At 66.4% G+C, this 15,155-nt stretch carries 12 protein-coding genes; 1 reads left to right on the forward strand and 11 read right to left on the reverse strand.

Annotated features, from left to right (window positions below):
* Nucleotides 1–473: 473 nt before the first annotated feature.
* The 7 genes from QX051_RS25230 to QX051_RS25260 all read right to left on the reverse strand — a co-directional run bounded on the left by QX051_RS25230 (nucleotide 474) and on the right by QX051_RS25260 (nucleotide 9,295).
* On the reverse strand, nucleotides 474–1,853 hold the full coding sequence (locus tag QX051_RS25230; protein ID WP_315736590.1) for a pitrilysin family protein: 1,380 nt from the start codon (nucleotides 1,851–1,853) through the stop codon (nucleotides 474–476).
* Complete coding sequence (locus tag QX051_RS25235) at nucleotides 1,853–3,238, reverse strand: pitrilysin family protein (protein ID WP_315777981.1); 1,386 nt, start codon at nucleotides 3,236–3,238, stop codon at nucleotides 1,853–1,855. The genes QX051_RS25230 and QX051_RS25235 overlap by 1 nt, the downstream gene beginning before the upstream one ends.
* A gap of 175 nt (nucleotides 3,239–3,413) precedes the next feature.
* Complete coding sequence (locus tag QX051_RS25240; protein WP_315778008.1) at nucleotides 3,414–4,079, reverse strand: hypothetical protein; 666 nt, start codon at nucleotides 4,077–4,079, stop codon at nucleotides 3,414–3,416.
* 202 nt (nucleotides 4,080–4,281) lie between these two features.
* Nucleotides 4,282–4,779, reverse strand: coding sequence for a signal peptidase II (gene lspA / locus QX051_RS25245; protein ID WP_315777982.1), 498 nt, complete (start codon nucleotides 4,777–4,779; stop codon nucleotides 4,282–4,284).
* A 193-nt stretch (nucleotides 4,780–4,972) separates the two neighbouring features.
* Entirely contained in the window at nucleotides 4,973–7,987 is a 3,015-nt protein-coding gene (gene ileS, locus QX051_RS25250; RefSeq protein WP_315777983.1) for an isoleucine--tRNA ligase, read from the reverse strand.
* A gap of 118 nt (nucleotides 7,988–8,105) precedes the next feature.
* Entirely contained in the window at nucleotides 8,106–8,237 is a 132-nt protein-coding gene (locus tag QX051_RS25255; protein WP_315777985.1) for a hypothetical protein, read from the reverse strand.
* 77 nt (nucleotides 8,238–8,314) lie between these two features.
* Nucleotides 8,315–9,295, reverse strand: coding sequence for a bifunctional riboflavin kinase/FAD synthetase (locus tag QX051_RS25260; protein ID WP_315777986.1), 981 nt, complete (start codon nucleotides 9,293–9,295; stop codon nucleotides 8,315–8,317).
* 267 nt (nucleotides 9,296–9,562) lie between these two features.
* Between QX051_RS25260 and QX051_RS25265 the strand changes: the two genes are divergently transcribed.
* Entirely contained in the window at nucleotides 9,563–9,958 is a 396-nt protein-coding gene (locus QX051_RS25265; protein ID WP_315736595.1) for a response regulator, read from the forward strand.
* Between the two features lie 71 nt (nucleotides 9,959–10,029).
* On the opposite strand, the gene QX051_RS25270 is transcribed toward QX051_RS25265, so the two are convergent.
* From QX051_RS25270 to QX051_RS25285, 4 genes are all read right to left on the reverse strand, one after another.
* Nucleotides 10,030–10,884 (reverse strand): TIGR01459 family HAD-type hydrolase, encoded by an 855-nt coding sequence (locus tag QX051_RS25270; protein ID WP_315736596.1) that lies wholly within the window; start codon nucleotides 10,882–10,884, stop codon nucleotides 10,030–10,032.
* A 15-nt stretch (nucleotides 10,885–10,899) separates the two neighbouring features.
* On the reverse strand, nucleotides 10,900–12,453 hold the full coding sequence (locus tag QX051_RS25275; protein ID WP_315777987.1) for an EAL domain-containing protein: 1,554 nt from the start codon (nucleotides 12,451–12,453) through the stop codon (nucleotides 10,900–10,902).
* 346 nt (nucleotides 12,454–12,799) lie between these two features.
* Complete coding sequence (locus tag QX051_RS25280; protein WP_315777988.1) at nucleotides 12,800–13,360, reverse strand: phage holin family protein; 561 nt, start codon at nucleotides 13,358–13,360, stop codon at nucleotides 12,800–12,802.
* A 260-nt stretch (nucleotides 13,361–13,620) separates the two neighbouring features.
* Nucleotides 13,621–14,964, reverse strand: a complete 1,344-nt coding sequence (locus QX051_RS25285) for an aspartate aminotransferase family protein (protein WP_315777989.1) — start codon at nucleotides 14,962–14,964, stop codon at nucleotides 13,621–13,623.
* Nucleotides 14,965–15,155 lie beyond the last annotated feature (191 nt).

The raw sequence follows: 15,155 nt of genomic DNA on the forward strand, positions 1-15,155 counted from the left end.
CGCCGTCGCGAACGTGACACCAGCGTCGGGGTGTCAGGACCCTGCGACTTCACGTCCGCAAGCGATCGTTCGTCCGCGTCCTCGCAAGAAGACGCTGCGATCTTTCGCGGCCACCGCTCCCCGCCTCGCGTGTCGTGACGATCGCGCGCAACGCCCCTCCGCAGTGAGGCGGGATGGCGGAGAAGAACATGATTTCCGAAAAATAGCAAGATAATTATTATTATCGGAAGTCGACGCGCGGTCCTCCGCTGTCGTCCCGGGCAAGCCGTCAGCGACACGAAGCGTGGCTGACGGCGCCGACCCGGGACCCATACGCCGCAGCCGACGTGAGGCGGGAGGTGTCAATGACCTGCCTGCCTCAAACATCTCCCTGGAGTATGGGTCCCGGCTCAAGGCCGGGACGACACCATTTTTGTGGAGGCAGCGATGGTCAGCGACATCGAAGCGTCGCGCGACGAGAGCGCCCCGCCCGCTCAGTTCGTCTTGGTCATCGGCGCCGTGGCCGGTGCTTGCACCGGCTCGGCGGCGGCCTGCGGCGTGCGGCCGACGACCGCCGTCAGCAGGCCCTGGCTCCAGAGCTGCTTCGCCGCCTTCTTGGCGTCGTCCAGGGTCACGGCCTTGACGATCTCGCTGCGCTTCTCGATGTAGTCGATCGGCATCTTGTCGAGCTGATATTGCAGCATCGCCTGGGCGAGCTTGGAGGAGGTGTCGAGCGCCAGCATCTGCGAGCCGTTGATGTAGGACTTGGCCTCGTCGAGCTCCTGCTGGGTCGGGCCTTCCTCGGCCATGCGGCGGATCTCGCCCTCGACTGCGGCGATGGTCTCGCCGGCGCGGTCGAAGCGGGTGGCGGTGTTGCCGATGAACAGCGCGGAGTGATCCATCCACAGCAGCGCGTCATAGACCGAGTAGGCGAGGCCGCGCTTCTCGCGCACCTCCTTGTAGAGCCGCGACGACAGGCCGCCGCCGCCGAGGATGTGGTTGACCACATAGGCCGCCATGAAGTTCGGGTCGTGGCGGCGGATGCCGGGCCCGCCGAAGGTGATGACGGTCTGCGGCACGTCGAGCGAGACGAGGACGCGCTGCGGCGGCTTGGTGGCGATGACGTCAGGCACCGGCGTCAGGGTCGCTTTCGCCGGCAGCGCGCCGAAGGTCTGGTCCAGCAGCTTGCCGAGCGTCGCCGGATCGACGTCGCCGACGACGGCAACCTTCAGCGTGTCCTTGGCGAGAACGCGGCCGGTGTAGTCCTTGAGATCGTCGACGGTGATCGTCGGCACGCTGTCCAGCGTGCCGTTGGACGGACGGCCGTAGGGGTGGTTGGGGAAGGCGAGCTCGAGGAACTTGCGGCCTGCCAGCGAGCTCGGGTTGGTGGTCTCGCGGCGCAGGCCGGAGATCACCTGCGAGCGGATGCGCTCGACATCGGCGCTGTCGAAATGCGGCGAGGTCAGCGCGGTGCGCAACAGCTCGAACGCCTCGTCCTTGTTGTCGCGCAGCATGCGCAGCGAGCCGCGGAATTGATCGCGCGATACCTGGAAGCTGAGCTCGATGGCGCGGCGGTCGAGCCGCTCGTGGAAGGTCTTGGAGTCGAGATCGCCGGAGCCTTCGTCGAGCAGGTCGGCGACGAGATTGCCGACGCCGGGCTTGCCAATCGGATCCTGTGAGGCGCCGCCCTGGAAGGCGTATTCCATCGCGATCAGCGGCACGGTCGCGTCCTGCACGAACCAGGCCTCGATGCCGCCGGGCGAGACCAGGCGCTGGATCTTGGTTGCGGCCTGTGCAGCCGACGTGACGGCGAGCGCTGCGGCAGCGACGGCGAGCGTGCAGGCGAAGCGGCGCGCGAAGGTCATTGTGTTCATCACGACCGCTTCTCCTCGCGCTTGGCCGCATTGTCCTTGATCAGATAGCCGGTCACGGAGCGCTTCTTGTCGAGCCACTTCTGCGCCGCTGTGCGCACCTGCTCGGCGGTCACGGCGCGAATGCGATCGGGCCAGCTCCGGATGTCCTCGATGCTCAGTCCCGTGGTGAGGCCGCCGCCATACCAGCGTGCCATCGTGGCCTGGTTGTCCTGGGCGTAGATCGCCTCCGCGATCAGCTGCGTCTTGACCCGTTCGAGATCCTCGGCGCGAACCGGGTTCTGCGCCAGCTCGGCGATCACGCTGTCGACCACCGCCTCGACCTGGGCGAACTCCACGCCGGGTCTCGGCGCGGCCGCGACCGAGAACTGGCTCGGATCCAGCGAGGTGCCCTGATAGGACGCGCTGGCGCTGATCGCGAGCGGCTTGTCGATGACGAGCGCGCGGTAGAGATAGGAGTTGCTGCCGTTGCCCATCAGCTGGGCCAGCACGTCGAGCGCAGCGGATTCACCGGGCGCGGCCGTCGTCGCCGACGGCACCAGGTAGAAGCGGCGCATCGAGGGCTGCTCGACATGCGGGTCGGCCAGCGTGACCGTGCGCGGCGCCACCGGCTGCGGCTCCTGCGGCCGGAGCCGGCGCGCGGGAATGTCGCCCTGCGCGGGGATCTTGGCGAAGGTCTGCTCGACCAGCGGACGCACTTCCTTGGCGTCGGTGTCGCCGGCGATGATGAGGATCGCATTGTTGGGCGCGTAGAAGCGGCGATAGAACGCCAGCGCATCCTCGCGGCTGAGCTTTTCGATCTCCGGCTTCCAGCCGATCACCGGGCGGCCATAGGGATGATTGACGTAGAGCGCCGCCATGACCTGCTCGTTGAGCCGGGCTTCCGGAGAGTTGGCGACGCGCATGTTGTATTCTTCGAGCACGACGTCGCGCTCGGGCAGCACGTTCTCGTCCTTCAGCACGAGGCCGGTCATGCGGTCGGCCTCGAACTCCATCATCTTGGGCAGTTGGTCGCGCGGCACGCGCTGGAAGTAGCCGGTGTAGTCGACCGAGGTGAAGGCGTTCTCATTGCCGCCGATCTTCAGCACCGTCTTGGAGAACTCGCCGGCCGGATGCTTCTCGGTGCCCTTGAACATCAGATGCTCGAGGAAATGGGCGAGGCCCGATTTGCCGGGCGTCTCGTCGGCGGAGCCGACCTTGTACCAGATCATCTGCGTCACCACGGGGGTGCGGTGATCCTGGATCACGACGACCTGCAGGCCGTTGGAGAGGGTGAAGCTGGCAGGGGGCTCGGAGGCGAACGTCGTTTGCGCCGAAGCGCCGGCCGTGAACGCAATGATGGAGAGGAGCGCGGCGGCGACGGGAATGAACCGGTGCGAGGACATCATGATCCTTCTGAAGGCCCGCGGGGAGGGGCGATCGGGTTTGAGCGCAGCATGCTACATCGCGCCGGACGGAGCCCGACGTCACAAAGCGGCGATGGCATGGTGCCGCCGCGAGACATTAAATTTCACTAATGCCCGGCAAACGCGGCAAGTCCGGGACTCCGGCGGCTGGCCGCCGTCACCGTTCCTTGCCGGTCATGATGTCCATCTGCTTGCCGCCGAGCGGCTCCTGCGGGCCGGTCCCGTAGGCATAGCCCGGCGACGGCGTCTGATAGCCCGGCGGCGGCTGGGTCAGGCTTTCGCGCTGCGGCTCGCTGGTGAACGGCTTGGTCTCGCTGTCATTGCCCTTGAACAGGCCGAACAGATTACCTTTGAAGCCGAGCTGGGACGGGCTCATCATCGGGTTGTTGGTGACCCCCGGCTGCACCGGCTCGGTCTGTTTCGCCGCCGCCGTCCGGCCCATCTTCATCTCGGCCGGGGTCAGCGGGCGGGCCGCATTGACCGGATCCTTGTTGTCCTTCTTGCGCGCGGCGGCCGCGGCACGGCGCTGCTGCTCGTCGGGGTCCTTCGGCCAGTTCGGGGCATTGGCCTGGGTCGCGGCAGCCGGCGGCGGCAGATCGAGCTTGGGCGGCACGACGAGCGGCGAGCGCTCGCGATAATTGATGGTCGGCGTCTCCATGTTGGTGCCGCCGAGGCCGCGCATCAGGTTGTCGACGATCTTCTCTTCGAAGGTCTTGTCGTCTTCCTCGTCCTCCTGGGCACGGGCGACGCCCGCGGCCATGATGACGCCGATGCAAAGCGCAGCCGCCGACAGGCGCAGAGCGCGAAAGGCCGCGTGGGTCATGATCCGGCCGCTGACTTCGGTCTTGCGCATGGCTTTCCCTGTCCTCGCTTGTCCAGTGCTCGTGCTCCGACGAACCGGCCGCGAACCCACCGATTGCGATCCTCGATTCGACGGGGGCCGTCCAGGCATCGCGCCGATCTCGAAAACGTGAAGATCATCAGGCTCTTGACCCTGGATCGGCACCGGCCGGTATCGACCCGGATCAGGGCGCTTTTGCGGCGGGAGCCCCGAAGAAGGAGTCATACAGCAGGCCCGCCACCCCGGCAACGATGGCCACGTCGGCCATGTTGAAGATGTACCAGTTGTAAACCGTGCCGCCGATCTGGACGTGGAACAACGCGAAATCGACCACCGCGCCATAGGCCAGCCGGTCGATGCCGTTGCCGATGGCGCCGCCGATGATCAGGCCGAGCGCCGCCGTCGCCAGCTTGCTTTCCGCGCGCGCCATCCAGATGGCGAGGGCGACCACCGCGACGGCCTTCACCGCCATCAGTCCATATTGCGCCAGCGCGCTCTCGCTCTGCAGCCAGCCGAAGCTGATGCCGATGTTCCAGGCGAGGTAGAGGTCGAAGAACGGGGTGATCCTGACCGTGCCGCGGTTGGGCAGGTCGAACACGTACAGCAGCCACAGCTTGGAGGCCTGGTCGATGACCAGGGTGGCGAAACCAGCGATGAGGCCGAGGCGGAGGCGGGGGGTCATTGCGGACCGGCGAGGGTGCCGGGCCACTCGCGGCAAACACCGCTGTCGTCCCGGCGAAAGCCGGGACCCATACCGCGGATGGCCAATTGTTGAAAAAGGCTCTGGGTCATCTGTCTTTGTCTACAAAGGCGCCGGTGGCTATGGGTCCCCGCGTTCGCGGGGACGACAGTTGTGGGTGTCGTACCAGCGAGCCTCACATGCTGACCCCGAGCGCCTTCCACTCGCGCAGCGCCTGCGCGTCGCGCGGGGAGACGTCGGGGTACTCCTTGTCGTCGCCGACGCTCTCCAGGATCTTCCAGGAGCGGGCGCACTTCTTGCCCACGGCCTTCTCGACGACGACCGCGACCCCTGGCACCGCATCGAGCCGGAACGCATCGGCCGGTGCGTCGCCTTCGCGGACCTCGTAGTTCGAGGTGATGCAGACCTCGGCGAGGTCGGTATCGAACAAGGTGCCGAGCAGCGCGCGATCGGCCACATAGATGATCGGCGACGCTTCGAGCGAGGAGCCGATGGTCTTGGCGGCACGCGCGAGCTCCAGCGCCCCGGTGACGACGCGGCGGATGTTGCGGATGGTCTCCCACTTCGCCGCCAGATGATCGTCGCGGTACTGGTCCATCGCCTCCGGGAACAGCGTCAGATGCACCGACGGCTCGGCGTCGGGGCGGTACATCCGCCACGCCTCGTCTGTCGTGAAGGACAGCACCGGCGCCAGCCATTTCAGGACGGCGTCGCAGATCAGGTCGATCGTGGTGAGCGCCGCCTTGCGCGCCATCGACGACGGCGGATCGCAATACAGCGTGTCCTTGCGGATGTCGAAATAGAACGCCGACAGCTCCGTGTTCATGAACGCAGCCAGGCTCGCGATCACGGTCTTGTAGTCGAACGCGGCATAGGCGCGGCTGATGACCTCGGCCTGCTGCGACAGCTGATGCAGCATCAGCCGCTCCAGCTCCGGCATGTCGGCGAAGGCGACGGCATCGCTGCGCTTGTAATGATGCAGCGTGCCGAGCATCCAGCGGATGCTGTTGCGCAGCTTGCGGTAGGTCTCGATGGTGTTCTTCAGGATCTCCGGGCCGATGCGCTGGTCGTCGGCGTAGTCGGTGGCGCACACCCACAGCCGCAGGATGTCGGCGCCGGAATCCTTGATCACCTTCTGCGGCTCGACGGTGTTGCCGAGCGACTTCGACATCTTGCGGCCGTTCTCGTCGAGCGTGAAGCCGTGCGTCAGCACCACGTCGTAAGGCGCGCGGCCGCGGGTGCCGCAGCTCTCCAGCAGTGACGAGTGGAACCAGCCGCGGTGCTGGTCGCTGCCTTCGAGGTACATCACGGTGTCACGGCCGCCATCGACCTTGCGCCTGATGCCGGCGAGGCCGGGGAAGTGCACGGGGTCTTCGAGCACGAAGGCGTGGGTCGAGCCGGAGTCGAACCAGACGTCGCAGATGTCGTCGACCTTCTTCCAGTCCTCATTGGCGCGCGAGCCCAGGAAGCGCTCGCGCGCGCCGTCGGCGTACCAGGCGTCGGCGCCTTCCTTGGCGAAGGCATCAGTGATGCGGGTGTTGACGGTCTCGTCCTGCAGGATCTCGGCCGAGCCGTCGCCTTTCTCGCGCACGAACACCGCGATCGGCACGCCCCAGGCGCGCTGGCGCGAGATCACCCAGTCCGGACGGTTGGCGATCATGCCGTTGATGCGGTTCTGGCCGGCGGCCGGCACCCATTGCGTGACGCTGATCGCGCGCAGGGCTCGGGCGCGCAACGTGTCGCCGGACTTGGCCTTGCCATCATCGGCAATGTCCTTGTCCATCGCGATGAACCATTGCGGCGTGTTGCGGAAGATCACCGGCTTCTTGGAGCGCCAGGAATGCGGATACTGATGCTTGAGCCGGCCGCGCGCGAGCAGCATGCCCGCGTCCGTCAGCGCCTTGATGACCGCCTCGTTGGCGTCGCCCTTCTCGCCCTTGTCGTTGATGACGCGCTTGCCGGTGAAGCCCGGCGCGTGGTCGGTCAGCGCGCCGTTCTCGTCGACGGTGTAGGGGATGGTGGTGGCGATGCCGCGGCCGTCGAGCTCGCGGGCATTGGCCATCCAGACGTCGAAGTCCTCGCGACCGTGGCCGGGCGCGGTGTGCACGAAGCCGGTGCCGGTGTCGTCGGTGACGTGGTCGCCGGGCAGGAGCGGCACGGTGAAGCCGTAGCCGCCGGCGAGACCTTTCAGTGGATGCGCGCATTCGACGGCATCGAGCGTATCGCCGGGGATGTCGCGCACCTTCTCATAGGCCGTGACGCGCGCCTGCTTGAACACGCCCTCGGCTAGCGCATCGGCGAGGATCAGCATGTCGCCGGTCTTGGCCCAATTGTCGGCGGGCGCATCCGTGACCTTGTAGAGGCCGTAGGCGATCTTCGGCGAGAACGAGATGGCGCGGTTGCCGGGCAGGGTCCAGGGCGTGGTGGTCCAGATCACCACCGAGGCGCCCGCAAGCGCGCCATGCGCCGGCGAGGTCACCGGAAACTTCACCCACACCGTGTCGGACTGATAGTCCTCATACTCGACCTCGGCCTCGGCGAGCGCGGTCTTCTCGACCACACTCCACATCACCGGCTTGGAGCCGCGATACAGCGTGCCGTTGGCGGCGAACTTCATCAGCTCGCGGGCGATCTGGGCCTCGGCCGGATAGGTCATGGTGGCGTAGGGATGGTCCCAGTCGCCGATCACGCCGAGACGCTTGAACTCCTCGCGCTGCACGTTGAGCCAATGATCGGCATAGGCGCGGCATTCCCTGCGGAACGCGACCATGGCGGCGGAGTCGCGGAAGTCGGGCTTGGTCTTGCCCTTCTTGCGGTAGTTCTCCTCCTCGATCTTCCATTCGATCGGCAGGCCGTGGCAGTCCCAGCCCGGCACGTAGTTGGAATCGTGGCCGAGCATCTGCTGGCTCTTGGTCACGACGTCCTTGAGGATCTTGTTCAGCGCGTGCCCGATGTGGATGTTGCCGTTGGCATAGGGCGGGCCGTCGTGCAGGACGAATTTCGGCCTGTTCTTGGCGGTCTCGCGCAGCTTGCCGTAGAGGTCGATGTCGCTCCAATATTTCAGGATCTCCGGCTCGCGCTGTGGCAGGCCGGCGCGCATCGGGAATTCCGTCTGCGGCAGGTAGAGGGTCTTGGAATAGTCCTTGGCGTCGGATTTTTGGGCGTCGGGCTTTTGCGGCTTTTCGGACATCGTGATCTGGCTGGCTGAGAGATGAGGCGCTGAGACGCGATTTCGATCGCGGGCGGCGGAACGAGCAGAGACATCCCGGTCTTGCGCCGAGCTCAAAGCTCAGGCGGAAGCCGGGCCGCTAATGCCGATGATGCGCCGTATCAACATGGGCCTCCTCATAGCAGCCGGACTGCGGAATCGCAAAGCGATCCTGCGGCAGCAACGCTGCGGGATCGTCGTTCAGCGTCATTCCGGGGCGATGCGCGAGCATCGAACCCGGAATCTCGAGATTCCGGGTTCAGCCCTGGCGGGCTGCCCCGGAATGACGTCACCGATGGAGCAGGAGGATCAGCCGATCTCGCCAAGCCGCGGGAAGAGACCAGGATGGGCCGCCAGCAGGGCGCGGGCCTTGGCGCTGTCGTCGTCCATCTGCCGGATCAGGGCCTCGATGGAGCCGAATTTGGCCTCCTCGCGGATGAAGCCGATGAAGGCGACATCCAGGACCTCGCCATAGAGGCTGCCATGGAAGTCGAACAGGAAGGTCTCGAGCAGCGGCGCACCATTGTCGAAGGTCGGCCGGCGGCCGAAATTGGCGACGCCATCGATCAGCACCCGGTTCGCGCCGCGGCCGCGGCCGACCCGGACGGCATAGATGCCGTGGCGAAGCCCGCAATCACGGTCGAGCCGCATGTTGGCGGTGGGGTAGCCGAGGTCGCGGCCGCGCTTCTCGCCGTGGATCACCTCGGAGCTCACGAACCAGGGGCCGCCGAGCATCGCGGTCGCCTCGCTGACCTGGCCCTCCGCCAGCGCCTCGCGGATCGCGGTCGAGGACACCGGCCGCTCGTCGATGTCGACATGGGCCTGGATGTCGACCTCGATGCCGAGCTTGGGGGCCTCGTTGGCGAGCAGGCTGGGCGAGCCGACGCGGCCCTTGCCGAAATGAAAGTCGTAGCCGACCGCGATTCCGGCGATCCCCAGCCGCCCGATCAGGTCATGGTGAATGAAATCCTGCGCCGAGGTCTGGGCGCGGCCCTTGTCGAAGGCCATGACCACGGCGCCGGCAAGGCCGGTTCCGGCCAGGAGCCGCAGCTTGGCGGTCTCGTCGGTCAGGCGGAACTGCGGGGTATTGGGGCTGAAGAAGCGCCGCGGATGCGGCTCGAAGGTCAGCGCCAGCGCCGGCCGCCCCTTGGCCTTGCCCATGTCGATCGCCGCCTCGATCACGGCCCGGTGACCGAGATGGACGCCGTCGAAATTGCCCATCGCCACCACCGCGCCCCTGAGGATGTCCGACGGCGGGGTGGAATCGCGGATGATCTTGAAATCGGGCATGTGACGGAAATATCTCGCGGATTTCGGTGGGCCGCCGTCTGGCGGCGTTGCCCTCGACCGTGGGCGGCCGGCCCCGCGAAGTCAAGCCGAAGGGGTTCCTCCGCTCATGCAGCGCAGCAATAGCGACATGCAGACGCAGCGCAGTTAACGCGCTGTTTAACGGCTGATGCTACTGCTCGGGGCGGATGGCGGGGTCGGTTACGACCCGTGCCGCAACAGCGTTTTTGTAACAGTCTGCGCGTTGTGTTCGCGTCTGGGGGAGTCAAGATGGCGGTTGATTTGACGATGCCGGTGCTCGTCGTCGACGATTACAGCACCATGATTCGTATCATCAGGAATCTTCTCAAGCAGATCGGGTTCGAGGACATCGACGATGCCAGCGACGGCTCGATGGCGCTGAACAAGATGCGCGCCAAGAAATACGGCCTCGTGATCTCGGACTGGAACATGGAGCCGATGACCGGCTACGACCTGCTCCGCGAGGTCCGTGCCGATCCGAACCTGGCGACCACGCCGTTCATCATGATCACGGCGGAATCCAAGACCGAGAACGTGATCGCGGCCAAGAAGGCCGGCGTGAACAACTATATCGTCAAGCCGTTCAATGCCGCGACGCTGAAGACCAAGATCGAGGCGGTGTTCCCGGACATGGCGACGGCCTGAAGCCCGCCTGATCCACTCCCACAGGACAGACGCCCGGCACTCGGCCGGGCGTTTTTCGTTTTAGGATCCGTTCACCACTTCAATTCGCGCATCAGCGCGCGGGGCGGGTGGCCGAACAGCTCCTTGACCGAGGCCGGGTCGAGCTGCTCGACGCCGGCGAACTCCTCGGAATGGATGCCGCGGGTCACGAACAGGCAGTCGATGCCGAAGCCGTGGGCGCCGGCGAGATCGGTGCGCACGGAATCGCCGATCGCGAGCACCTCTTCGCGCGCCACCGGCCGGCCGGCGTGCTGCTCGGCCAGCATCATGGCGCGCTCGTAGATCGGCCGGTGCGGCTTGCCGTAGAAGATCACCTCGCCGCCGAGCTCGCGGTAGAGCTCGGCGATGGCGCCGGCGCAATAGATCAGCCGGTCGCCGCGCTCGACCACGATGTCCGGATTGGCGCAGATCAGCGGCAGCCTGCGCTCGCGGGCGCGCAGCAGCATCGGCCGGTAGTCCTCGGCGGTCTCGGTCTCGTCGTCGTAGAGGCCGGTGCAGATGATGTAGGAGGCTTCCTCGAGAGGCGACAGCGCCAGGTCGAGACCGCGATGGATGGAATTGTCGCGCTCGGGGCCGAGCCAGAACACCTTGCCGCCGGGATGATCGGCCACGTAGTGGCGGGTCAAATCGCCGGAGGAGACGATGGCGCTGTAGACCTCGTCGGCGACGCCGAGCTTGCGCAACTGGCGCTGGACCGAATCGGCCGGACGCGGTGCGTTGGTGATCAGGATCACCGTACCGCCCTGGCGGCGAAAGTGGTGCAGCGCGTCGCAGGCGTCGGGGAAGGACTCCAGCCCGTTATGGACCACGCCCCAGATGTCGCTCAGCAAAACCTGCTTGCGGCCGACGAGATCGCGCAGCCGCTCTTCGAAGCGGAGAACGGTCATGGCAGGCGGCTGATCTCAGATGGTGCCGGCGACACGGCGGGCGAGGGCGGCATTGCCGCTGCGCGTCGGAGCGTTGGTGTGTGACACGTCGAGAGAGGTGGTGCCGGCGGCATTGGGGTCCTGAATCTTGATGTCCTGCCCGCCCGATGGGCCGGCGGCGGCATCGCCGGTAGCAGATGCGCCCTCCGGTCGCAATGGGCGGGGCGGCGCGAACAGGAAGCCCTGGCCGAAGCGGACGTCGTAGTCGAGCAGGTCGACGACGCTGTTCTCGCCTTCGATCCGCTCGGCGATCAGGTCGATGCCGAAGCGGCCCAGCAGATCGGAGAGATCGGTTGGATGAATGTCCGAGGCCGAGCTCTGCTTGGGGTCGAGCAGCAGCACGGCCGGAACCTTGATGAAGCGGACACCGCGATCAGCGAGCTCGCGCGGCTCGAACCGGAGGTCGGTGACGTGGTCGATCGAGAAGCGGTAGCCGCGCTGCGCCAGGGCCGCGAGGTGCTCGGTCTCGGTCGGGCCCAGGCTGCGAAAGGTCGACTGCTTGAATTCGAGCACGAAGGACGGCGCCAGGGCGCGATTGGCTTCGAGGAAATCGAGGCATTGTGAAAAGTTTGCAGGGCTGCTCAGGGTGGCTGAGGAGATGTTGCAGAAGATGCCGACGTCCTTGTTGCGAACCATCAGGCGGCGAAGCACCTGGACGCAGCGAAGCAGGACCATGTGGTCGATGCGCCCGACCAGGCCGGCGGCCTCCGCGATGCCGATGAAGTCCTCGGCCGCGACCACCTGATCGCGCTCGTCGCGTAGCCTGGTTACGGCCTCGTAGAAGCGCACCTTGCGCTGCGGCAGCGTTACCAGCGGCTGCAGATAGATGTCGAGACGGTTGTCCTCGATCGCGCCTTTGACGGCGGCGAGGATCTGCGGCTGGCTGCGCGGCACGGCGGGGGCAACCGGCGCCGACGGAGCTGGCGTCGTGATCTTGGAGGCTGCTGGCACGGCAGCGACCGCCGGGGCCTGCGGTTTGGAGGTCTCGGCCACCTTCTGCTCGAAGCCGCTCGACGGCAGCGCGTTCATCTCGAGCGCGCCGCTGGAGGAAGCGGTCGCCGGGAGCGGACGATCGGCGTCGCGAACCGCGCTGGCCCCAGCTCCCGGTGGTGTTGCCGGCGGGATGGCCGCGATCAGGTCCTCGTGCTGGGCCACGGTGACGGCGAGCTGCTTCATCAGTCCGCCGAGCTCATTGATCTCGCCGATCACACCCTGCAGGCGATCAGCGCTGACCGAACTCGACGACACGATGCGTCCCTCGACCGCCGACAGCCGCCGGCCGAACTCGGCGACCTGGCGCGCGAGGTCGGCGGTGCCGCGTGACAGATCGGCGATCTGGCTGCCGACATCGGTGCGGTCGCGCAGTCGCATCGACACGGCGTTGTAGAGAATCAGGAAGGTCAGTGCGGTGAGCGCGACGATCGCCGATTCCGAGCCACTGATACCGGCCACCGAATACAGGATCAGGCCGAGCGAGGCCGCGACCAGAACCATACAAACGGCAATGAAAATCGTGGAGATACGGATCATGCTGCGCGGCGCTCCCAACCGAACGCAACCTTAGCACTTCTGTTGATTCGCGAGGATAGTGGGCGGGATTCAAATACCGGGAGACGCCGATGATTTCTCGTCTGCGTGTCATTTACGCAAGTTCAGCTCGGCAAGCGGAGTGTCATCGTAGTGTCGCGGGTCCGTAGAACGCCGGAGTACGCGCCGTGCGGATTCCAGACATCTTCAGACATGCTCGCGACGCCCTTCGCCTAATCGGCGCATGTAGGCGCTCCAGGAGCGGCAGCGATCCCGACGCGGATCAGCTCAACTGAGCCGGTTATGCTTCGATGTCCGTCGAACCGCGCCTGTCGCTGTCCGGGCAGGCTCACTTGCTGCGGTGACGCCTGCGCAGGGCGGCCACGCCGAGCAGCAGTGCCGCAACGGCGACACCGACGGGCACGTTGACCCGTCCGAGTGCGCCCGCAACTCCGCTCGCGTGATTCGGCGACGTCGATGACGGCGCCAAGGGGATGGTGTCGGGATCGATCTCGTCCGCATCGGGTTCCTGGGCCGCCGGCGCGGCGATCGCCACGCGCAGCCGGCTGGAGAGTGAAGGATAATGCGGCGACGGGCTGCGGAGCTTCACCGCGGCGATGATCGCGCAGATCACCGCCAGCGCGACCAGGATGCCGCCGACCACCGCGAACGCGGTGAACAGGCCGTAGGTCATTTCCACCCAGCGGAACAGCGCCGTTAGCCCGACAATGCAGGCGGCGATCAGGAAGACGCCCGCAGTGGCGAACATCCCGGCCGCGACGGCGTAGGACGTCACGGTGCCGGTGGCCTGTCGCGCGCGATCACGTATGTAGGACTGGGTCGCGCGCTTGACGCGGTTGAGCCTCTGCTCGAGTCCCAAGCGCAACAGCTCTCCTGGCGGTGCAAGCATGCGCGTCCTCCGACAATCCGTTCGCCGCGCAAACCGCCGGCTCGCGACATGAACGTGGAGGATTTGCGAAGGTTCCCGGCAATCAGGCGTGCCGTTCTGCGGCAATCCTTGCAGGGCAAGCGAGATTCCGGGGTCAATCGCCAACGCGTGGCCGCGTTGACGATTGCCCCGGAATGACCGCTGCTGGGAAGCAGTCCAGATAAGGAAATGGCGGCCACCGGGGCCGCCATTCTTGTTGGCTGACGATGTCCGCGCGCGGCTTATGCCACGGCCTTGATGACCTTGCCGACCTTCTCGATGATCTCGCCGACCTGATCCTCGCTGACGATCAGCGGCGGGGTCAGCGCCAGCGTGTCGCCGGCGATGCGCAGCATCAGGTCGTTGTCGTGGAAAGCGGTCTCCATCGCCGAGTAGCCGCGTTTGCCGGCCGCGTCCGGCAGCGAGGCGAGATCGATGCCCGCAGTGAGACCGACGGTGCGGATGTCGAGCACGTTGGGCAGGCCCTTCAGCGACATCACCGCGTCGGCGAATTTCGGCTCGATCGCGCGAGCGTGCTCGAACAGCTTGTCGTCGCGATAGATGTCGAGCGTGGCGAGACCGGCCGCGCAGGCGATCGGATGCGCCGAGTAGGTGTAGCCGTGGGTGAACTCCACCATGTGCTCGGGGCCGCTCATGAAGGCGTCGTGGATGGTGTCGCGCACCAGAACGCCGCCCATCGGAGCCGCACCATTGGTGACGCCCTTGGCGAAGGTGAGCAGGTCAGGCGTCACGCCGTAGCGCTCGGCGGCGAAGGCGTAGCCGAGGCGGCCGAAGCCGGTGATGACCTCGTCGAAGATCAGCAGGATGCCGTGCTTCTGGGTGATCTCGCGCAGGCGCTTGAGATAGCCCTTCGGCGCCGGGATCACGCCGGTCGAGCCGGCCATCGGCTCGACGATCACGGCGGCGATGGTGTTGGCGCCGTGCAGGTTGACGAGATTTTCGAGCTCATCGGCGAAGTGCGCGCCGTATTCCGGCTCGCCCTTGGTGAAGGCCTGCTTCTCGCGGTCATAGGTGGCGGGGATGTGGTCGACGCCGGTCAGCAAGGTGCCGAACAGCTTGCGGTTGTTGACGATGCCGCCGACCGAGGTGCCGCCGAAGCCGACGCCGTGATAGCCGCGGACGCGGCCGATCAGGCGGGTGCGGCTGCCCTGGCCGTTGATCTGGTGGTAGGCCAGCGCCATCTTCAGCGCGGTGTCGGCCGCCTCCGAGCCGGAGTTGCAGAAGAACACGTGATCGAGGCCGGCGGGCGCGAGGTCGGCGATGCGGTTCGCCAGCTCGAAGGCCTGGGGAATGCCGAACTGGAACGGCGGCGCATAGTCGAGCGCTGCGGCCTGCTTGGCGATCGCCTCGGCGATCTGGCTGCGGCCGTGGCCGGCATTGCAGCACCACATACCGGCGGCGGCATCGATGATCTTGCGGCCGTCGACGGTGATGTAGTGCATGTCCTTGGCACCGGCGAGCAGGCGCGGGTTCTTCTTGAACGCGCGGTTCGCGGTGAACGGCATCCAATGCGCGGCAAGATCATTCGGAACGGTGACGGCGGGGCGGGGGCTCTTGTCCAGCATGGGGACCTCTCGGACGGTTGTGCGACGGCGGCAGCATGATCCGGAAAGGTGGCGAACCGGTGCCAGAAAAGCTTGCCGAAACGGATCGTGCTTGATGGGCCTGAATGCGTACGCCGACGTTGTCAGCGGCTGATCTGGGCCGGCTGCAAGTTATCAGCTTCGCGCGCAGACGGAAATGTCAAAGGTCCGGC

It is taken from the genome of Bradyrhizobium sp. SZCCHNR1053 (assembly GCF_032381235.1).
Classification (GTDB): Bacteria; Pseudomonadota; Alphaproteobacteria; order Rhizobiales; family Xanthobacteraceae; genus Bradyrhizobium.